A 20,236-nucleotide genomic window follows, 5' to 3' on the forward strand; every position below is an offset into this window, starting at 1 on the left:
GTTGCCTGGACGGGAGGGGAGGGTTCAGCGGCGGCTTGCCGTGCCGCCAAGGTTCACGACCTGCGCGGCGGGAAGGATCAGGCTGATGACGCGGTTCCATCGCACCAGCGGCACCGGGTCGATGTAGACGACGTCGCGCGCCTGCAGCGGAAAGCGGTCGGCCAGTGCCAGCGCCACCGGGTTCTTCGCGTCGAGGTGGTAGATCTCGGGCACTTCGCCGCGCGAGTTGCGCACCACGTAGATCTGGCCGGGCGACGAGGTCAGCAGGTCGGGCCCGCCCGCATCGCCCAGCGCCTCGTTCAGGCTCAGCCTGCCGTTGCGCATCAGCAGGGCCGACGGGTTGCGGATCTCGCCCATCACATACACGCGGCTGTCTTCGCGGGTGCCCACGTTCACGAGGTCGCCGTTCTGCAGCGGGATGCGGCTCGCGTCGAAGCCGTAGCGCTGCAGCAGCGGCAGGTCGATGGTCACCGTGCGCTCGCCGCGCGTGAGGGTCACGCGGGAGCGGTCGGCGGCGGTGGTCACGCTGCCGGCGCGGTTGATCGCCTCTGCAAGCGTCATCGGCACGTCGGTGAAGATCTGCAGGCCCGGGGTGCGGACCTCGCCTTCCACGTACACGCGGCGGCTGCGGAACGACTGGATCCGAACGCTGACCAGCGGGTCTTTCACGAAGGGTGAAATGCGCCGCGTGATCAGGTCTGAGGCGGCGCTTTCCGTCATGCCCTCGACCTTGGTGCGGCCGATGTAGGGAAAGCTGATCTCGCCCGATCCGTCGACGATGAAGCCGGGAGCCACGCTCACGCCCGTCGGGTCCGACTGCTGCGAGATCACGGCGCCCGCGTTGGGCATGAGTTCCGGATGCCGGTACACCACGATGCCGATCACGTCGCCCGGAGCGATCGTGTAGGCCGGGGCCTTGCCGAAGAGCTGCCGCACCTCCGCCGGCACGCCCTGCGGCTCCTGCGCGGCGCGGGTGCGGATCAGCTCGGGCGTGATGGGAACGATCTTCGGCTCGCCTTCCGCGTGGGAGCTGCTCCAGCCGCTGGTGTCCGGCGTCTTGAAGCCGGGAATCCCGCAGCCAGCCAGGCACAGCGGCAGCACCAGCGCAACCACCGACCCGATCCGGCGTCGGACGCGCTCGCGGGCGGAAGCTTGGACGGACGCGGGGGCAACGGGTGCGCCGCGCGAAGAACTGGCTGGGTCAAGGTGTGCCATGGGATGGTCCTTTGCTCGTGGGGGATCCTGAAAGTCCTGGAATGGGTTCACTGCGGCGCGTAGGCGCCATGCAGCGGGGGCTCGGCAACGGCCGGCGTGGGGCTCACGGTGCGGCGCTCGGCGCCGGCGCCCGAGGCGCATGCGGTTACCCAGTCGCCGACCGACTGGAGAAAGAGCTGCTGGCCCTTTGCCGTGCAGAAGGTGTGGTCGAGCTCGCGCATGAACTCGTACTGGAGGGCCTGCGCGAAGGGCTCGCGCCGGAAGGGCCCGAGCTGGTCGCGGCCGCGGTCCGACACATGCAGGGAGCCCGAATACAGCAGCTGCACCGCCACCTTCCGTTCGACCAGGCGCTTCATGGCCGCGCCGAACCACAGGGCGTTGACCTGCGGCGGCTTTCTTTCCGTGAAGAAGCCGGGCAGCGCCTTTGTCGAATGGCTGCGCAGAAAGTGCCGCTGGAGCCAGCGCTTGGCCTTGCCCGCGAAGGCCGGGTGCGCGGGGGCTGCAATGGCGCGCCGCACCGTGCGCTCCCAGCGTGAGCGCCATTCCGGAAACGCGAAGCCGTCGAACAGCGAAATTGCGACCACGCGCGTGTCCGCTTCGGCCACTGCCATGGCGTGTTCCACGCCCGAGCACATGGCCACGATCACGAACTGCCGGATGCCCATCGTTTTCTCGAGCAGGTCCATGCCGGCCTGCAGATCGTGTATTGCGCGGGTCTGCAGGTCGTGCGAGAAGTCGGAGGCCTCGCTGTCTCCCACGCCGCCCAGGTCGAAGCGCAGGCTGCTCACGCCGCGCGCGGCCAGCACATGCGCCAGCTTCACGTTGATGCGGCGCGGGCCGATGCGATGGTTGGCGCCCATGTTGAACATCAGGCATGCGGCGGTGGCCGGCACTTGCCGCGCGGGCATCGTGACGGTGCCGACCAGCGAGTTGCCGGCGCCGAACCGCACCGGGGTTTGCGTCATGTCATTCATGAAGGGCCCCCTGCAGGCGGTTGAGCGCGTCGGCCGGAACCATGGCGCTGTTGGGGTAGGGGTCTGAAGTCCAGTCGAGCCGGTGCTGGAAGTACGCAAGGCGCACCGGCATGTAGCGCGACTGCTGCTCGGCCGCCCACTGCGCCGTCTCTTCGTCGTCCGGCCCTGTGAGCACCAGCGTGTCGTGCAGGGCCGTGAGCGGGAGCGATTCAGGCGTGAGCGTGGCCAGCTGCGTGCGCAGCGTGGGCGAAAGCGAGGTGCCCAGTGCCTCCTCGGGCATGGCGCCGGGCTCGCGCGAAAGGCTGCGGCGCCACGCCAGGTCGGGAATGCAGAAGGTCGTGTCGAGGGCCGCCACATGCTCTTCGCGCAGCAGGCGCGCATAGCGGCGCCCGTCGATCACCGGCTCCCACAGCACCAGCCGCGCCGGGTCGCAGCGCCCGTTGCGCGCCGCCAGCACGGCCAGGGTGGCGCCGAGCCGCGCGCCCACCCAGACGATGCGGCTTCCGGGCGCGCGCCGGCGCAGCTCTTCATGCGCAGAGCACAGGTCGCGCCGCCAGCCGTCGAGCTCGCCGTCGTCCTCGTCGCCCGGTGAATCGCCGGTGCCGTAGAAGTCGAAGCGCAAGGTTGCGATGCCGGAGCGCGCGAGGCGTTCGGCCAGCACCTTGAAGAAGCGGTGCGTGCGCATGCCTTCCTGCCCGAAAGGCGGACAGATGAGCACCGCGGTGTTTCCGGGCAGAGCTTCCTCGGCGGCGTGGAACAGGCCGAAGATCTGCCGCGATGCGGGGCCGAAAAGGAATGGATAGGGGGTCATGCAAAGCTCTCCGTTGCCCCGCGCGGCACGCTGGCGCGGGTGTGGGTCTGCCGCCACTCGGCGATCGATCCCACGCTGTCCATGCGCGAAGGCGCGGGCTGCAGCACAAGCCACAGGATTCGGCCGGCGACCGGCACCTCGACGCTGCGGCAGTCCGCGTCCACACCCACTTCAAAGCGCTCCGGAGGCACGATCAGCCCCAGCCCGATGGCTTTGAGGCAGGCTTCCTTGCGCGTCCAGCAGGTGAGAAAGGCCTGGTCGCGCTCGTTGGCGGGCAGGGCGCGCAGCGCTTCGTTCTCCAGCCGCGTGAAATGCGTGGCGGCAAGTGCCAATGCGTCGGGCACGGGGCGAAGCTGCTCCACGTCCACGCCCAGCGGGCCGCGCTCGCCGATGGCGATCAGGCCCAGCCCCTGGCTGTGGCTCAGCGAGAAATGAACACGCGGCCAGCCCAGCAGCGAAGGCTTGCCGAAGGCGCTGTGCGTGAAGCGCAGCGCATCGGCGCGCGCGCCGGTCTGCTCGGCCAGCGCGTAGCGCAGCGCGGCGTGCGCCGCCACGTACCGTTGCCGCTCCTGGGGAAAGCGGAACTGTCCGGCGCGTGTGCGTTCCTCCTTGGAGAGGATCAGCGCGGCGCCGGGACCGGCGCAGTCATCCAGGTCGAAATACCGGCAGAGCGGTGCGTCGACAGAAGAAAGGGCGAAGGCCGCGTGTCCCATGATCGTTACTCCTTGCGCAGCCAGCCGCCGAAGGTGCGGCTCAGCAGGCCCTCGCCGCGCGCACCGGCCTTGAGGTTGCCCATGGCCAGCGGCGCGAGCTCCGAGAGATCGGCGCTGTCATGCGCTTCGCGGGCGGAGGCGGCAATCTGGCCGAGGTTCTCGAACAGGTAGCGGCGCGACTGCACGCGATAGCCCAGCGTCTGCTCGGTCTGCTGCAGCGCCCGCAGCACGAGCAGCGAATCTCCGCCGAGGTCGAAGAAGTTGTCGGTCGGGCGGATGTCGTTGACGTCGATGCCGATTACCGAGGCCCAGATCTGCGCGAGGCGGGCGTGCTCGGGGTTCAGGAGCGTCTCGTCCGCCTTCGGGGCCACGGCCGTGCCGTTGACCGGTGCCGCGGCCGTGGCCTTGAGCGGATCGACCGCCGCGAGCTTGCGCAGGTACACGGCGCTGGCCGAGCCTTCTTCGGTGGAGAGTTCGGCCAGCGTGGCTTCGGGATGCTCGGCGGCCCGTTGCAGCAACTCCAGGTAGCGGTCGCGCAGGTGCGCGCCGGTTTCGCGCAGGTAGATGTCGGCGTTGTAGTTCAGCGCGCCCTCCAGCCCGTGCGGCTTGTCCATCAGCCACATGCCGATGTCGTCGGTGGCGCCGTGCTGCATCAGGTGCAGCTGGCGGGTTTGCAGGCTGCCCAGGCGCCGTGCGCGGTCGCGCGCGTCCTGGAACGAGAACATCGTCTGGTAAGGGCCGACCGCGCGGATGCGGGCGCCCAGGGCGGGCTCCGCCATGAGCCGCTCGAACGGCACCTGCTGGTAGTTCATGATCGACAGCAGCTCACGCTTCACGTAGCGCATGAACTCGGCGAGCGGCTGGTCCAGCTTGACCTGCAGCGACACCGGCAGCACGTTGTTGAAGAAGCCCATCACGTCTTCGGTTTCGGGCTGCTGGCGGCCGCGCACCGGGTTGGCGATGACGATCGACTCCGAGCCGATGACCCGGCTCATGGTGAGCGCATAGATGCCGAAGGTCAGCATGCTCAGCGTCACGTCCATGTCGCGGGCCACCTTGCGCAACTGCTGCGTGGTCGCAAGGTCGACACGGATCCACTGCGCGCCGCCCTGGCCGCTCTTGCCCGAGCGCCGCGGCATGTCGGTGTTGGGCACGCGCGGCATCGGCGCGTCGGCGAAGCGCTTCAGCCAGAAGTCCAGCTGCTCCTGGAAGCCGGGCTCGTTCATCCAGTTGGCCTGCCATTCGGCATAGTCGCCGTGCGTGGTGGCAAGCGCGGGCAGGCCGTGCGGGCGACCGCGTTCCGCCGCGTCGTAGATGGCGGAGAGCTCACGCTGGAGCAGGTCGAATGACCAGCCGTCCCAGATCAGGTGGTGCGGCACGAACACGAACACATGCTCATGCGCATCGAGCTGGAACACCGCCGCATGCATCATGGGCGCGCGGTGAATGTCGATCGGCCGGTCGGCAAGTTCCTGCATGCGATCGGCCAGCTCGGCTTCGCGCTGGTCGGCCGGCAGGTTGCGCAGGTCGATGAAAGGCAGCTCGAAGTCCACCGCCTCCGACATCGCCTGCACCGGCTGCCCGGTGTGCGGGTCGGTCGCCATGCGGGTGCGCAGGGCGGGCTGGCGGCGAATGATTTCCCTGAACGCGGCCTCGAAGCGCTGCATATCGAAGTTGCCGGTCAGGCGCTGGGCGGCGGGCGCGTTGTAGACCGAGCGGCCGGGATGCAGGTCCTCCATGAACCGGATGCGTTCCTGCGACGGCGTCAGCGGCGCCGTCTTGCGATTGATGCGGCAGGGCAGCGGCGCCTGTGCCCGGGAGCCCGCGCTTTGCAGGCCTTCGACCACGGCGGCCAGCTTTTCGGCCGTGGGCGCCTCGAACAGCGAGCGCAGCGGCAGCGTGATCTTGAACTCGCGGCTCAGCAGCGTGGTAAGGCGCGAAGCCAGCAGCGAATGGCCGCCCATGGCGAAGAAGTCGTCCCGCATGTCGAGGCCGGGCAGGCTCAGCACCTTTTCCATGGTTTCGAGCACCTTGCGTTCGCAATCGGTGCGGGGGGCCGCGCCGCGCCGCGCCTCGTCGCGCGAGACGGCCTGCGGCGGCGGCAGCGAAACCCGGTCGACCTTGCCGTTGGGCAGCGTGGGCAGCGTCTTCAGCGCCACCACGTGCTGCGGCAGCATGAAGGCGGGCAGGTGCTCGCGCAGGTGCGCCATCAGCACGTCCTGGTCGAACTCGACACCGGGCGTGAGCGCAAGGTAGGCCACCAGGCGCACGTCGCCCGGGCTGTCTTCGCGCGCCACGACCACGCAGCGCGAAACGCCGGTCACCTCGCGGCAGCGCGCCTCGATCTCGCCCGGCTCGATGCGGTAGCCGCGCACCTTGAGCTGGAAGTCCAGCCGCCCCAGATGCTGGATCAGCCCGTCGTTGCGCCAGCGGCCGCGGTCGCCGGTGCGGTACAGCCGCTTGGCCGTTCCGAAGATGCGGGCGATGACGAAGCGCTCGGCCGTGAGCTCGGGCCGGTCGATGTAGCCTTGCGACAGCCCGTCGCCGGCAATGCAGATTTCTCCCGGCACGCCGATGGGGCAGGGCTGCAGGTCGGCGTCGAGAATCCAGATCTCGGTGTTGTCCACCGGGTGGCCGATGGACACGCCGCGCGATGCCACGGCCTTGGGGTCGACCAGCCATGCGGTCGAATACACCGTGGTTTCGGTCGGACCGTAGCCGTTCCAGAGCTCCGAAAGACGCTCGCACAGCGCAAGCGCAAAGCTCGGGCGCAGCGGCTCGCCGCCGATCCAGCCGCGAAAGCCCGGTGCGCCCGGCCATTGGGCGTCGAGCAGCAGCTGCCACATGCCGGGCGTGGCCTGCAGGAAATTGATCTGCTCTTCCTGGAGCAGCGTGCTCAGGCGCACGCCGTCCATGGCCAGCTCGCGCTGCACCATCACGATCTCGGCGCCCACGGCCAGCGGCAGCAGCAGGTCGGGCACCGCCATGTCGAACGACAGCGTGGTCACCGCGGCAATGCGGTCGCTGGCGTTCATGCCGGACTTCCTCTGCATCCACTGCAGCAGGTTGGCCACCGATGCGTGCCGCGCGGAGACGCCCTTGGGCAGGCCGGTGGAGCCGGAGGTGTAGATCACATAGGCAGGGTCGTCCGGGCCGGCGTCGTCGTCGCTCGCGGGCAGGGGATCGCCGGAGGCCTGTTGCCAGGCGCTGTCGCGGTCGATCTCGAACACCTGTTCGCCCGCGCCCTCGCGCCAGCTGCGCGGCGCCGCGGCAATGTCCGAGGAGGTCAGCAGCAGGCTGAGGCCGGCATCCTTGGCGTAGTGGTCGAGCCGCGCCTGCGGAAAGGCGGGGTCGAGCGGCACGTAGGCGGCGCCCGCCTTCAGCACCGCGACCATTGCAAGCACCATCTCGAGGCTGCGCTCCAGGCACAGGCCCACATGGTGGCCGCGCCGCACGCCGCGCTCGCGCAATGCACGCGCGAGCCGGTTGGACTGCGCGTCGAGTTCGGCATAGGTGAAGATTCGCGCGCCGTCGCGCACGGCAGGGCGGTCAGGCTGCAGAGGCACGCGGGCCAGGAAACGTGCGAGCGCATGCGGCGCGCCTTCCAGCGGGGTGGGCGGTGGCTGCAACGCGATGAGCTCTTGCGCGCCTTCAGGCGAAAGCACCTCGAGCCGGCCGACGGTTTCGCCCGGATTGCGCGCGGCCGAGCGGAGCACGCACTCGAACATGTCGAGCCAGCGCTGCACGCTGGCCTCGTCGAACAGGTCGGCGTTGTATTGCGCCTCCATCTGCAGCCCGCCGTCGAGCGGGCGCAAGTTCAGGAAGAGCTCGAAGTTCTCGTACTGGCGGGGGATGGTGTCCTGCGTGACGTCCAGGCCGGTGAAGGCCTGCGTGCTGCTGGCCACGTCGGGGTCGACGTTGAACACCACGCTCACCAGCGGCAGGCGGCTCGGGTCGCGCTGCAGCGCAAGCTTGCCCAGCAGTGCGCCGTAGGTGAGCGCCTGGTGGTCGAAGGCATCGAGCACGGCGGTGCTGCATTCGCCCAGCAATGCGTCGAAGCGCATCTGGCCGTGCGCGGCAAGGCGCAGCGGCAGCAGGTTGACGCAGTGGCCCACCAGGTCGGGCATGTCGCGCGCGATCTGGCCCGACGCCGGAATGCCGACCACGATGTCGTCCTGCCCGGTAAGGCGGTGCAACGTGGAGACAAAGCCGGTGAGCAGGCCCGCGAACAGGCTGGCGCCGGTCTTAGCGCTCATCGAGCGCAGCGTGGTCACCAGGCGGCGGTCGAGCAGCCGCTCGGCGCGGCGCGAGCTGAAGGTGCGCGTGGCGGGGCGCAGGTGGTCGAGCGGCAGCTCGATCACGGGCAGGGTTCCGCCGGGAAAGCGCTCCAGCCAGTAGTCCACATGCACCTGCATGTCGGGATGCGCGGCTTCGGCGGCTTCTTCCGCGGCAAAGGCCGCATAGGTCGGCGCCGGCTTGAGCCGCAGGCCGTTGCCGGTTTGCTCTGCATACAGATGGCCGAGCTGCTCGGTAATGACCACCCACGACCAGCCGTCGCAGACCACGTGGTGCGCCGACATGACGAGTTCATGCTCGGCATCGCCAAGCCGGTACAGCACGGCGCGGAACAGCGGGCCTTGCTCCAGCGAGAAAGGCGTGCACACCGCGGTGTCGTGCGCCGTCTTCAGCGCCTGTGCCCGGGCTTCGGGCGAGAGGCCGCTCAGGTCCTTTTGCTCCATTGGGTCTTCGGGCGGCTGGCCGACCAGCATGCAGGTGCCGTCGGGCGAGACCGTGGCGCGCAGCGACTGGTGGCGCGCGACGAGGCGTGCCACGGCACGCGCCATGGCATCGCGGTCGAGCGGCCCGCGAAAGCGCAGCAGCACCGATTCGTTGTACGAGAGCGAGGCTTCGGTGCTCATCGTTGCGCCGAGCCAGACTTCGCGCTGCGATTCAGTCGTCGGAATGACGCATTCGATAAGGCCCGCGGCGGCGGGGGGGCGAAGAACGGCGTTCATGCTGTGGCCTTTCCATTGATCAGATGGCTGGGGGAAGAGGTGGTGTCGGGCACGTACCAGAAGGGCTGGCCATCGATGTCGCGAGCGAGAACGGAGCCGTCTTCTTCCTCGGCCTTGCGGTAGTCGAAGCCGGTGATGACCGTTGCGCGGCGCGGCAGGAATCCGGATTCCTGCATCTCGGCCACGGATTCCTTGAATGCGCGCTGTATGGTCTCGATGTCCTCGGCGCTGTGCGCGCTCGTGAGGAAGCACGGGAAGTTGTCCAGGATGTGCACGCCGCGGCTGCGCATCATTGCGAACAGCAGGTCCTGCAGCGGGTGGTCTTCGAGCCAGCTCACGCGCCAGAGCGAAGCGAAGTGCCTGATGGCGATGGGCGCGCCCACCTCGGCGCACCACGCAGTGAGCTCCTCGGCCATCGTGCCCGTGCTGGTGCTGAGGCCGATCTGCAGCGCGGGGCCAGCCTCTTTCAGATAGGTGAGCGATGCCTTGGCCGCGGCCAGCGCGAGCGGGTGCCGCACGAAGGTGCCGGCAAAGTAGGTCACGCCCACGCCGGGAATGGAGTCGTCGCCGTACTGCCAGGCGCCGCCGTCGAGCGCGTCCATGAACTCGCGCTTGCCGGCAATCACGCCGACCGGGAAGCCGCCGCCGATCACCTTGCCGTAGGTGGCAAGGTCGGCGCGTATGCCGAACAGTTCCTGCGCGCCGCCCAGCCCGACGCGAAAGCCCGTGATGACCTCGTCGAAGATCAGGCAGCTGCCGCTCTGCGCGGTGATGGCACGCACTTCTTCCAGGAACTCGCGCGGCTGGAAGTCGGGGCGGCGGCTTTGCACCGGCTCGGCCAGCACGGCGGCGAGGTCTTCGGCGTTCTCGCGGATGAAGGCCAGCGCCTCGGGCGTGCCGTAGTCCAGCACGCGGATGTCGCCGAACATGCCGCTCATCACACCGGGCGCGGCCGAGAGGCCCTTGCCGCCCTTGCCGGCGCGAACCAGCACTTCGTCGAAGGTGCCGTGGTAGGAGCCGGTGAACACCACCACGGTGCTGCGCCCGGTGACCGTGCGCGCGATGCGCAGCGCCGCCATGACCGCTTCGGAGCCGGTGTTGCACAGCGCCGCGCGGTCGCTGCCCGTGAGCTCGCAGATGAGCGCCGTGACTTCGGCGGCCAGCGGATGCTGCGGGCCGATCTCATAGCCCTCGTCGAGCTGCCGGCGCACGGCTTCCTGCACGAAGTCGGGCTGCCAGCCGAACATGTTCATGCCGAAGCCGTTGAGCGCATCGACGTATTCGTTGCCGTCCAGGTCCCAGAGCTTCGACCCCTTGGAGCGCTCGATGACGATCTGGTAGGTGATCTCCTTGGTGATCGGGCGAAAGCCGTTGACCACGCGCGGGTCGGCCATGTGGGGGCGGTTGGCTTCGGTGAACTGCTTGCTCTTTTGCGTGCGCGCCACGTAGCGGCGCATGAAGGCCGCAAGCCGCGCCTTTTGCCGGCCGCTCGGCTCGGCGGTGCGCTGCGTGTGGATGCGTGCGATGGCGCCGAAAGCCTTCGTCACGTCGTAGCGCACCGGCTCCTTGGCTGCGGCGGGTTCGTCGGCATTGGGCAGCGCGGGCGAGGCCGGCATTGCCTGTGCCACGGTTGCCTGCATGGCGGGCTGGGCCGCCTGTTGCACCGTCTGGGTAGCTGCTTCCTGGGACAGATCCGCCCCGGCGCCCGACAGCAGCGCGAGCTGCTGCCGCATCAATTCCATTTGCTGCGTAACCAGTTGTACAAGCGGTGTGGCGCCGATTCCGCTGGCTTGCAGCGGCGTGAAAAGGGGCGACGGATGCACGGCGGCCGGCACAGTGATTGCCGTTGCCGCAGGGGCAAAAACGGTTGCGCTCACCGGAGCCGCTACCGGAGCAGCCGCTACTGCAGCTACGGGTTCGGCCGGCAGGCTTTCCCGCAGGAATGCGCCGAGCGCGTCGAGGCTGCGGTAGTTCTCCATGAGCTGGCGGAAGCTCAGGTTCACCTTGAAGCGCTTCTTGATCTGCGTGGCGACCTGGGTCAGCGTGAGCGAGTCCAGCCCGAGTTCGCTGAAGGCGGCGTTCCCTTCCGCCTGGGCCATGTCGATGCCGGAGATGTCTTCGAACAAGGACCGCAGCCGCGCGTCCAGCGAGGCCTCCGACGAAGCGGATGCGGAAGAAACAGGTAGCGGGGGCGCTGCAGCAACTGTCACGGTCTTCTCCAAAACGGGGGGTGGTACGAAAAGGGCGGGCACGGGCGGCGCGGCTTCCGGCAAGGTGGCCGGCTTTGCCGCGGGGGCCGCGATGTCGACCCAGAAACGCTTGCGCTCGAACGGATAGGTGGGCAGGCGAACCCGCTGGGCGCCGGTGCGCACCGCGAGCCGCGACAACTCGACATCGGCGCCGCATGTCCAGAGGCGCGCCAGCGCCAGGCGCAGGGTGCGGGCCTCGTCGGCCGCGTCGCCGTGCAGCAGCGGCATCACTTCGCCGGCGCCGTGCTGGCGCACCAGCGTGGTCAGTGCGTTGCGCGGGCCGACCTCGACGAAGAGCGGCCGCGTCGTGTGTTCCATGACGTTGCGCACGGCCGGTGAAAAGTGAACGGTGCCGCGCAGGTGGCGGGCCCAGTAGCTGGCACTGGTGGCCTCGGCGTCTTCGAGCAGCCGGCCGGTGAGCGTCGAATAGATCGGAATCGTCGGCGGATGCAGTGCCACTTCACTGACCAGCGCTTCGAAGGGCTCGACTGCGCCGTCCATCATTGCGCTGTGGAATGCGTGCGATGTCTGCAGCGGGCGGCTCGGAATGTCTTCTTCCTGCAGCGAGGCCTGCAGCGCCGCAATGGCCTCGAAGGGGCCGGCGGCCACGCAGGCGGTCGGGCCGTTGTCCGCGGCAAGAGATAGCGAATCGCCGAGCCTGGCCGTGAGCTGTTCGGCACCCAGGCGCACCGACAGCATTGCCCCCGCGGGTTGGGCTTGCATGAGCGCGCCGCGGCGGGCGACGAGCCGTGCGGCGTCTTCGAGCCGCATGACGCCCGCGAGCACCGCAGCCACGAACTCGCCCACGCTGTGGCCGATCAGCGCATGCGGCCGCGCACCCAGCGAGAGCAGCCTGCGTGCCAGCGCGTATTCGAGCGCAAACATGGCAGGCTGCGTCACGGCGGTGGGCGACAGCGCATCGGCTTCGCCTTCGAACATGCGCTCGCGCAAATCGAAGTCGAGCGCGCTGCCGAAGGCTTTCACGCAAGCATCGAAGGCGGCCGCGAAGACGGGATCGTTCGCATGCAGGTTCTTGCCCATGCCGGCGTACTGCGCGCCCTGGCCGGGAAACATCAGCACCAGCTGCGGCGCGCGCGAATCGATGTGGCCGCTGACGCGCCATGCACCGTCGCTGCCACGCAGCGCGGCAACGGCTTCGGCCGCATCGCTGGCCACCACGGCGCGGCGGAAGGCGTGTGCCTTGCGACCGACGCCCAGCGTATAGGCCACATCGGCCAGCGCCAGCCCGGGCGTTGCATCGAGATGCGCCGCCAGCTGCTCCGCGGCCATTGCGAGTGCGGCCTCCGAGCGGGCTGAAAGCGGCAGCACCTGCGGGCCGACCGCGATTGGCGAAGCGGGGCGCGGGGGCGCCTCTTCGACGATGACATGCGCGTTGGTGCCGCCTACGCCGAAGGAGCTGACGCCCGCGCGGCGCGGCTCCGCGGCACGCGGCCACGGCTGAAGGCTTGGCGTCACGTAGAAGGGCGTGCGCGAGAAGTCGATGGACGGGTTCGGCGCGGTGAAGTGCGCTGTCGGCGGAATCACTTCGTGGTGCAGCGAAAGCGCCGCCTTGATGAGCCCGGCCGCGCCCGCGGCCGTGACCATATGGCCCACGTTGCTCTTGAGCGAACCGAGCGCGCAGAAGCCCAGCGCATCGGTGTGTTCGCCATAGGCACAGGTCAGTGCCTCGACTTCGATCGGGTCGCCCATCGGCGTGGCGGTGCCGTGCGCCTCCACGTAGGAGATGCTGCGCGCCTCCACATCGGCCGCCGCCAGCGCGGCGCGGATCACGGCGGCCTGGCCGTCCACGCTGGGCGCGGTAAAGCTCGCCTTCGCACCGCCGTCGTTGTTGACCGCGGCGCTGCGCAGCACCGCGTAGATGGTGTCGCCGTCGGCCTGTGCGTCGGCCAGGCGCTTCAGCAGCACCACCGCGGCGCCATCGCTGAACACGGTGCCCTGGGCCTGCGCATCGAAGCTGCGCGTGCGGCCGTCGGGCGAGAGCATCGAGCCCTCCTGGTAGAGGTAGCCGCTGCGCGTGGGGCAGGTAACGGACGCGCCGCCCGCCAGCGCCATGTAGCACTGGCCCGTGCGCAGCGCATGAAAGGCATGCGCCACGGCCACCAGCGATGTCGAGCAGGCGGTGTGCACGCTCACCGCGGGGCCGGTGAGGTTGAGCCGGTTGGCCACTCGCGTGGTGATGTAGTCCTTCTCGTTGGCCAGCATCACCTGGAACTCGCCCACCGCCTCGATGAGGTCGGGCCGCGTGCTGACGTGGCGCTGGAAGTAGCTGGCGTTGTACATGCCGGCATACACGCCCACGGGGCCGGGGGCGGCGTCGGGCACATAGCCGGCTCGCTCCAGGCACTCCCAGCAGATCTCGAGGAACACGCGCTGCTGCGGGTCCATCAGTGCCGCTTCCTTCGGGCCGATGCCGAAGAAGGCGGCGTCGAAGTTCTCGATGCCTTCGATCACGCCGCGGGCGCGCACATAGGCTGGGTCGGCGCGCAAGGCCTCGGACACGCCGGCGTCGAGCGTCTCGTCGTCGAAGAAGCTGATGGTGTCGCGGCCGGCAACCAGGTTGTCCCAGAACTGCTCGACATCCGCGGCGCCCGGAAAGCGGCCCGCGGTGGCGACCAGCGCCACGGCATCTTGCAAGTCGGTGCCTGCCTGAGCGTGGGGTGCGCGTGGGCGATCGATGGCTGTGGGCGCGGCATCACCTGCGGGCGCCAGCTGAGCCGCCATTGCGGCCGGCGTCGGATAGCGGAAGAAGAGATTGGTCGAAAGCGGCTGTGCGCTGTCCCGCTGCAGATCGGCCAGCACCTGCAGCACGCGCATCGAATCGCCGCCGAGGTCAAAGAAGTTGTCGTTGCGGCCGACCTTGGCGATGCGCAGCGCGCGCGCAAAGGCTTCGCACACGCGCTGCTCGGTGGCGTTGCGCGCTTCCTCGAACGGCTGTGCAAGATCCGGCCGCTCGCCGGCCGGTTCAGGCAGGGCCTTGCGGTCGAGCTTGCCGTTGGCGGTAACCGGCAGCTGATCGAGCCAGACCTGTGCGGAGGGCAGCAAGGCCGCGGGCAGGCGGGCCGCGAGGTGCGCGCGCAGCTCCTCCCACGAGAGCTTTTCCTGCGAACGCGCGACAAGGTAGGCGACAAGGCTCAGTTGCCCGTCGGCATCGGGCCGCGCGACGACGGCGCAGCTCTTCACCGCCGGATGGGCGAGGATGGCCGCTTCCACCTCGCCGGTTTCGATGCGGTGGCCGTGGATCTTGACCTGCCCGTCGCGCCGGCCGATGAACTCGAGGGTGCCGTCGGGCAGCCAGCGCGCAAGGTCGCCCGTGCGGTAGAGGCGCTCGCCCGGCGCGCCGAAGGGGTCGGGCACGAAGCGTTCTTCGGTCAGCGCGGGTTGCCCCAGATAGCCGCGCGCCAGTCCGTGTCCGCCAATGCAGAGCTCGCCCACCAGGCCCGTGGGAAGCAGGGCCATCGTGGGGCTCAGCACGCGCAGCACCGTGTCGTTGATGGGCCGCCCGAGCGGCACCGAGCGCAGGTCGGCGGGCAGCGCGGCAGGAATGCGGTAGGTGGCCGCGAAGGTGGTGCATTCGGTGGGGCCGTAGCCGTTGCTCAACGCGATCTGCGGAAGCGCGGCCAACGCGCGCCGCACATGCGGCACCGAAAGAGCTTCGCCGCCGGTAAGCAGGTGCCGCAGGCCGGAGAGGTGCGCCGGGTTGTCGTCGATCACCGCGTTGAACAGCGCCGCCGTCAGCCAGGCGGTGTGCACGTTGTGGCGTGCAATGGTGCGGGCGAGGCCGGCGCCCGTGGGTACGCGCTCGTCGTGAATGACGCAGCAGCCGCCATTGAGCAGCGGGCCCCAGACTTCGAGCGTGGAGGCATCGAAGCCGAGCGGCGCGGCATGCAGCATCGCGCGGCCGGGAGCCAGCTCGACATAGCCCGCATCGATCACCAGGCGAAGGATTGCGCGATGGCAGATCTCGATGCCCTTGGGCGTGCCGGTCGAGCCAGAGGTGTACATGACGTACGCCACCGATTCGCCGTCGATGGCGGGGGCTTCCCACGACGCAGGCGCACTGCCTTCACCGCCGTCAGGCACTTCTGCCGACTCGTCGAGCACCAGCACGGCCATCGACTCGGGCGCGAGATGGCGATGCGCGGGCGCGGCGATTGTGAGCCGCGCGTTCGCCTCGCCCAGCATGTAGGCAATCCGCTCGGCCGGAAAGTCCGTCGGCACCGGCACATAGGCGGCGCCCGCCTTGAGAACACCCAGTTGGGCCACCACCGCCGCCATCGAACGATCGAGCAGTAGCCCGACGGCGTCGCCTGCGTGCACACCCGTTTGCTGCAGGCGTTGGGCGAGCCGGCCGGAGCGGCGCTCGAGCTCGCTGTAGCTCATCTGCGTATCGCCTTCGGCAAGGGCCGGCGCATCTGGCGTGGCGGCGGCCTGGCGGCTGAACATTTGCGCCACATTGAGTTGGCGGTTCAGCGTGGCAGGCGGCGTGTTCCATGCGATGAGCTGTTGCTCGCGGTCAGCCGCGGGCAGGGTGCGGATGTCGCCCAGCGGTGCGTCGGGGCGGCAGAGCAGGTCGACGGCCGTGTCGGCGATTGCGGCCAGCAATTGCTCGATGGATGCGGCGTCCAGAAGACCTGCTGCGGCGTCGGCGCGAAGGCGCGGCGCGTCGGATGCGGCGTTCAGCCAGAGGTGAAGGGGTGCCTGGAGCGTGGGGGCGACGGTCTCGGCGCGGAGCCAGAGAAAGCTGGGCGAGGACTCGGGCGTGTCTGTGCCGGGTGCTTCAGCGGCCTGGCGCCGCTTCTGGTCGAGCGTGGCGAGCCATGCGCCCGCCGGCTGCGCGGGATCGAGGGTTTCGGCAAGCGCGGTGTGCCGTGCGGCTGCTTGCGATCCGTGCGCCGAGGCTTCGTGCAGGACCGTTTGTTGCGCGCCGAGCCAGCGGGCCTGCAACAGGAGCCAGGCTGCTGCAAACGGGGTGTCCGGCAATTGACCGGCGGCTGCAGTCCATTGGCTCCAATGCCGCACATTTTTCGGTGCAAGTGCCATTGAACCGCCAATTCGTTCTGCCGTTGCCGAGCTGGGCAGCGAAACGAACAGGTCGCCCAGTGAGAGCGGGGGGACTTCGAATTGCGCCGAAAATACCGAATGAAATTTCATGGAAAAGCTCGAATGAGTAATATCTGCTAATACATTGAATACGGAAAAATTGCATTAAGTAAGAATAAAAGGAGGTAGTACGTTTGGTCATATTTCGGAGGCAATCCTAGGGTGTTTGACGCAAACGGTGGGAGCAAATGTTGGTCAAGTTACACTCCGGAATCATTTGTTACATAGACGTACTACCTGATATCGCCCAAACAGGGTAGCTAATCACTCGATTCAAGTAGGTAACTCGCTATCGAGGGTGCGCTGTGGTTCCCGGTCTGCGTGAAAACAGTGGCCGTGATCTGCTCACGGGGGAACCAATGTAAAAATTCCGTGGCCTTGGCGCATGAGCGATGTGCCCCCTTTCAGGGGAGACAATCGCCCCGTTTCCCTCGGGCGGACCCATGACAAAGCGCCTGCATGGCGCGGCGGGCTGCGGTCAAAAGAGGGAGAGGGGATACTGGCGTTGCACCGGGGGCCAAGTGATTACAGTTCGGCCTTGATCGCAGCGGCGCTGCCCCGAATCGGTGCCTGCAAGTGGCGCGAACGCGACGCGAAAATATCGAGAACTAAGGATGTATGGATAAACAGGGTAAACGGCCCCTGTTATTAATCATCCGAGCTTGTAACCAAGTTAAAAAATCCCGTCATGGAATCCGAGTTCATGTAATTCTTGAGCAATAACTTGTCTCAAGATTGTCGCAACTTTTGAAGGATTCCAAATGTTCCGGGACATCTTATTGCCAAATGCAAAATTGAAGCAATCCGGGGTCTACTACGAGTCTGGATTGGAGCGAAAAACCGAAGCCATTACCGCCAACGCCACTTATTTTGGCAATCCGCAGTGGGCCCAGGAGTACCTCGATTTTTGCCATCGAGATGCGCATTTCAGGAGCCGATGGCTCGCGGCGGCCGGCGACTGGACGGACAAGGTTGTCATCGACCTGGGCTGCGGACCCGGGAACATCTTTGCCACCGTGGGCGGAAAGCCGCGGCTTCTCGTGGGCGTCGATGTCGCCCCCGGCTCGCTGGAACTGGCGGCAAAACTGGGCTATACGGCGGTGCTGGCCGATGCGGCCTACACGCCTTTTCGCTCGCACGTGGCGGACATCGTCGCCATCAATGCGTCGCTGCACCATTGCGACGACATGGCTGCGGTGCTGCGCGAGGGCGCCCGGCTCGTCAAGCCGCACGGCCTTTTGGTGACCGACCACGATCCGCAGCTTACCGCGTGGGACTACAAGGGCATCGCCAAGCTCATGTGGGATGCGCGGCTGTGGGTTTACCGGGCCATCCGGCATGGCTTTCACAAAACCGGCAGCCAGCAGTCGTGGGGCCTAAGGACCGAAGTCCATCACCAGCCCGGTGACGGCGTCACGAAGGAGTTCTTCAAGTCGACACTGGAGCCGCTCGGCTTCGATGTGCACGTTTATCCGCACAACCACCAGATCGGCGCCGAAGCGCTGAGCGGCGTTGTGGGGCCCGCGCAATGGAAGTACCGTCTGGGCAATGTGCTGTCCGGCCGGCGCCCGTCCGCACCTACCAGCGCGTTGTCATTGATGTGCGTAGCCAAGCGCCGCGGCGATGCGCCAAACATGGCGGCGGAATAAAGCCGTTTTCACAACAACAAAGAGGAGACCGACCCATGCTTTCAACCCTGATGCCGCTGACACCGAGCGACTACGAGCGCAAATTTTTGGCCAACCAGGACGAGAACCTTTTCATGGGTTCGTTCGAGAGTTTTGCCGCCGCCGAAGCAGGCGCACCTCCTTCGAAGGCGGTGGGCTACGACAACGCCGAAGCGGCCTGGGAAATCTACAGCCACCAGATTTATTTCTACGACTATCCGGGTCTTTTCTGGCTCTCCAGGTCCATCGACGCGGGCATGTCGCGCGTGTTCGACCTGGGCGGGCACGTGGGCATCAAGTACTACGCGTTTCGCCGCGTGATGCCTTACCCCGACAACCTGCGCTGGACCGTTTGCGATGTTCCGGGTGTGGTGCAAACTGGGCGCGAGCTGGCCGTGCGGCGCGAGGCGACCGCGCAGTTGAGCTTTACCACCAACTACGAAGATGCGAGCGGCTGCGACGTGCTGTATGCATCGGGCAGCCTGCAGTACTTGCCCGTACAGATCTCCAAGATCATTGCGTCGCTTGCAGTGAAGCCCAAGCGCATCGTGCTGAACACGACCGCCGTTCACCCCGAGCGCACCATCTACACGCTCAACAGCATCGGCTTTGCGGTGTGCCCCTACCGCATCCAGCACGACGAGGAGTTGTGGGCCGAGTTGAGAAACGCCGGATACAAGCGGCGCGATGCCTGGCGCAATGAAGGCAAGCCCATCGAAGTGCCGTTTGTCGAGGGCGGGGACAAACCGTATTACGCGGGGTGCTGCTTCGACCTTGCCGGGTAGGGGCGGGAGAGGGCTATTCGCTAGCGCTCTCGCCGTTGTCAGCGTGTGTAGCGCGCGAGCTCGTGCTTGGCGATCGCGTTGCGGTGCACTTCATCCGGGCCATCGGCCATGCGCAGGTGGCGGGCGTAGGCCCAGAAGTTCACCAGCAGCGTGTCCTGGCTCAAGCCCATGGCACCGAAGGCCTGCATCGCGTCGTCGATCACCTGGATGCAGTTGTTGGGCGCAATCACCTTGATCATCGCGATCTCCTGCGCTGCCACCTTGTTGCCCACCGTGTCCATGCGCCAGGCTGCGTGCAGCACCATCCAGCGCGTCTGGTCGATCAGCATGCGGCTCTTGGCAATGCGTTCGCGCCACACGCCCTGTTCGGAAAGCGGCTTGCCGAAGGCCACGCGCGACACCACGCGTTCGCACATCATCTCCAGCGCCGACTCGGCCATGCCGATCATGCGCATGCAGTGGTGAATGCGTCCCGGCCCGAGGCGACCCTGCGCAATTTCGAAGCCGCGGCCCTCGCCCAGCAGAATGTTGTCGACCGGCACGCGCACGTTCTCGAACAGCACCTCCGGATGGCCGAACGGCGCATCGAAGTGATTGACCAGCGCCATGTCTCGCAGCACCGTGATGCCGGGCGTGTCGGCGGGCACGATGATCATCGACTGCTGCCGATGGCGATCGGCGTTGTCGGGATCCGTCTTGCCCATCAGTATGAACAGCTTGCAGCGCTCGTTCATTGCCCCAGTGATGTACCACTTGCGCCCGTTGATCACGTATTCGTTGCCCTCGCGCCGGATGCTGCACGCGATGTTGGTGGCATCCGAAGAGGCCACTGCCGGTTCGGTCATTGCAAAGGCGGAGCGGATCTGCCCGTCGAGCAGCGGCTGCAGCCAGCGCGCCTTCTGCTCGGCCGAACCATAACGCTCGATCACCTCGGTATTGCCGGTGTCCGGCGCACTGCAGTTGAACGCTTCCGCGCTCCAGTAGCGGCGCCCCATGATCTCGCACAGCGGTGCGTACTCCAGGTTCGTCAAACCCGCACCGTGCGCCGTCTCGGGCAGGAACAGGTTCCACAGGCCCGCCGCGTGGGCCTTTTCTTTCAGTTCTTCCAGCAGCGGCAAGCCGGTGTAGAAGCCGCCGTTCTTCTGCGCGTTGAGGTACGACTGATGCGCCTCTTCGGCCTGGCGCTTCTCGTTCGGGTAGATGTGCGCATCCATGAAGGCAAGCAGGCGCGTGCGCAGATCCTGGACCTTGGGCGTGTAGGCGAATTCCATGAGAGACGTCTTTCGAGGGGCGTTGGGAGTGCCTCGATGGTGCCCGGCTGCGGGCTGGGCGGCTGTCTCCTGCATGACGGGGCGTACGGGTCGGAGGAGCAGCGCGGAATGCGCTGCTTTCTCTCGAAGGGCCGCATGTTGCGCATGGCCCGGGCCTAGCGAATGCTTGCGATGCAGGTGGGATGAACTGCAGGGGTCTTGCACAGCACTGCTTGGCATGGGCGTGCTGTAAATGCGGCTGGCGAAGCGCCTCTTACTCGCGCGGAGTTTCAGCTATTTGCGCAGCGCTTGGAGCGGGTGAAGGGAATCGAACCCTCGTATGAAGCTTGGGAAGCTGCCGTTCTACCATTGAACTACACCCGCATCTGGCAACCCGTTGATTTCTACGAGTTATCAAGCTGAGTGCGTGATTCTA

Annotated in this window: 9 protein-coding genes and 1 tRNA gene; 2 read left to right on the forward strand and 8 right to left on the reverse strand. The window is 67.4% G+C overall.

Annotated elements, in window-relative coordinates; all coding sequences use genetic code 11:
• Positions 1-24: 24 nt before the first annotated feature.
• The 6 genes from V9K97_RS09970 to V9K97_RS09995 are packed head-to-tail and all read right to left on the reverse strand — an operon-like array spanning position 25 to position 16,038.
• Complete coding sequence (locus V9K97_RS09970; RefSeq protein ID WP_258507306.1) at positions 25-1,215, reverse strand: polysaccharide biosynthesis/export family protein; 1,191 nt, start codon at positions 1,213-1,215, stop codon at positions 25-27.
• 47 nt (positions 1,216-1,262) lie between these two features.
• Entirely contained in the window at positions 1,263-2,189 is a 927-nt protein-coding gene (locus tag V9K97_RS09975; RefSeq protein ID WP_337317797.1) for a hypothetical protein, read from the reverse strand.
• Complete coding sequence (locus V9K97_RS09980; protein WP_258507301.1) at positions 2,182-3,000, reverse strand: alpha/beta fold hydrolase; 819 nt, start codon at positions 2,998-3,000, stop codon at positions 2,182-2,184. Before V9K97_RS09980 ends, V9K97_RS09975 begins: the two co-directional genes overlap by 8 nt.
• Positions 2,997-3,713, reverse strand: coding sequence for a 4'-phosphopantetheinyl transferase family protein (locus tag V9K97_RS09985; protein ID WP_258507299.1), 717 nt, complete (start codon positions 3,711-3,713; stop codon positions 2,997-2,999). Before V9K97_RS09985 ends, V9K97_RS09980 begins: the two co-directional genes overlap by 4 nt.
• 5 nt (positions 3,714-3,718) lie before the next feature.
• Positions 3,719-8,728, reverse strand: a complete 5,010-nt coding sequence (locus tag V9K97_RS09990; protein WP_337317799.1) for an amino acid adenylation domain-containing protein — start codon at positions 8,726-8,728, stop codon at positions 3,719-3,721.
• Positions 8,725-16,038, reverse strand: a complete 7,314-nt coding sequence (locus V9K97_RS09995; RefSeq protein WP_337317801.1) for an amino acid adenylation domain-containing protein — start codon at positions 16,036-16,038, stop codon at positions 8,725-8,727. The genes V9K97_RS09990 and V9K97_RS09995 overlap by 4 nt, the downstream gene beginning before the upstream one ends.
• A gap of 821 nt (positions 16,039-16,859) precedes the next feature.
• Here V9K97_RS09995 and V9K97_RS10000 point away from each other — a divergent pair.
• Both V9K97_RS10000 and V9K97_RS10005 read left to right on the forward strand, forming a co-directional pair.
• Positions 16,860-17,747 carry a class I SAM-dependent methyltransferase gene (locus V9K97_RS10000; RefSeq protein ID WP_258507285.1) on the forward strand — a complete coding sequence of 296 codons (888 nt, stop codon included), beginning with the start codon at positions 16,860-16,862 and terminating at the stop codon, positions 17,745-17,747.
• Positions 17,748-17,782: 35 nt separating this feature from the next.
• Positions 17,783-18,550: a TIGR04325 family methyltransferase gene (locus tag V9K97_RS10005; RefSeq protein WP_337317803.1), complete on the forward strand. Its 768-nt coding sequence runs from the start codon at positions 17,783-17,785 to the stop codon at positions 18,548-18,550.
• A gap of 38 nt (positions 18,551-18,588) precedes the next feature.
• On the opposite strand, the gene V9K97_RS10010 is transcribed toward V9K97_RS10005, so the two are convergent.
• Both V9K97_RS10010 and V9K97_RS10015 read right to left on the reverse strand, forming a co-directional pair.
• The gene (locus tag V9K97_RS10010; protein WP_337317805.1) at positions 18,589-19,821 is read right to left on the reverse strand and encodes an acyl-CoA dehydrogenase family protein; all 1,233 of its coding nucleotides are present in this window, start codon (positions 19,819-19,821) and stop codon (positions 18,589-18,591) included.
• A 289-nt stretch (positions 19,822-20,110) separates the two neighbouring features.
• Positions 20,111-20,184, reverse strand: a tRNA-Gly gene (locus V9K97_RS10015).
• Between the last annotated feature and the right edge of the window lie 52 nt (positions 20,185-20,236).

Source organism: Variovorax sp. CCNWLW186 (genome assembly GCF_037203865.1).
GTDB lineage: Bacteria > Pseudomonadota > Gammaproteobacteria > Burkholderiales > Burkholderiaceae_C > Variovorax.

What these genes read in the sequence shown, in the direction of transcription:
- V9K97_RS09970 (WP_258507306.1), bottom strand. Translation starts at nt 1,215, where the DNA reads ATGGCACACCTTGACCCAGCCAGTTCTTCGCGCGGCGCACCCGTTGCC.
- V9K97_RS09975 (WP_337317797.1), bottom strand. Translation starts at nt 2,189, where the DNA reads ATGAATGACATGACGCAAACCCCGGTGCGGTTCGGCGCCGGCAACTCG.
- V9K97_RS09990 (WP_337317799.1), bottom strand. Translation starts at nt 8,728, where the DNA reads ATGAACGCCGTTCTTCGCCCCCCCGCCGCCGCGGGCCTTATCGAATGC.
- V9K97_RS09980 (WP_258507301.1), bottom strand. Translation starts at nt 3,000, where the DNA reads ATGACCCCCTATCCATTCCTTTTCGGCCCCGCATCGCGGCAGATCTTC.
- V9K97_RS09995 (WP_337317801.1), bottom strand. Translation starts at nt 16,038, where the DNA reads ATGGCACTTGCACCGAAAAATGTGCGGCATTGGAGCCAATGGACTGCA.
- V9K97_RS10010 (WP_337317805.1), bottom strand. Translation starts at nt 19,821, where the DNA reads ATGGAATTCGCCTACACGCCCAAGGTCCAGGATCTGCGCACGCGCCTG.
- V9K97_RS09985 (WP_258507299.1), bottom strand. Translation starts at nt 3,713, where the DNA reads ATGGGACACGCGGCCTTCGCCCTTTCTTCTGTCGACGCACCGCTCTGC.
- V9K97_RS10005 (WP_337317803.1), top strand. Translation starts at nt 17,783, where the DNA reads ATGCTTTCAACCCTGATGCCGCTGACACCGAGCGACTACGAGCGCAAA.
- V9K97_RS10000 (WP_258507285.1), top strand. Translation starts at nt 16,860, where the DNA reads ATGTTCCGGGACATCTTATTGCCAAATGCAAAATTGAAGCAATCCGGG.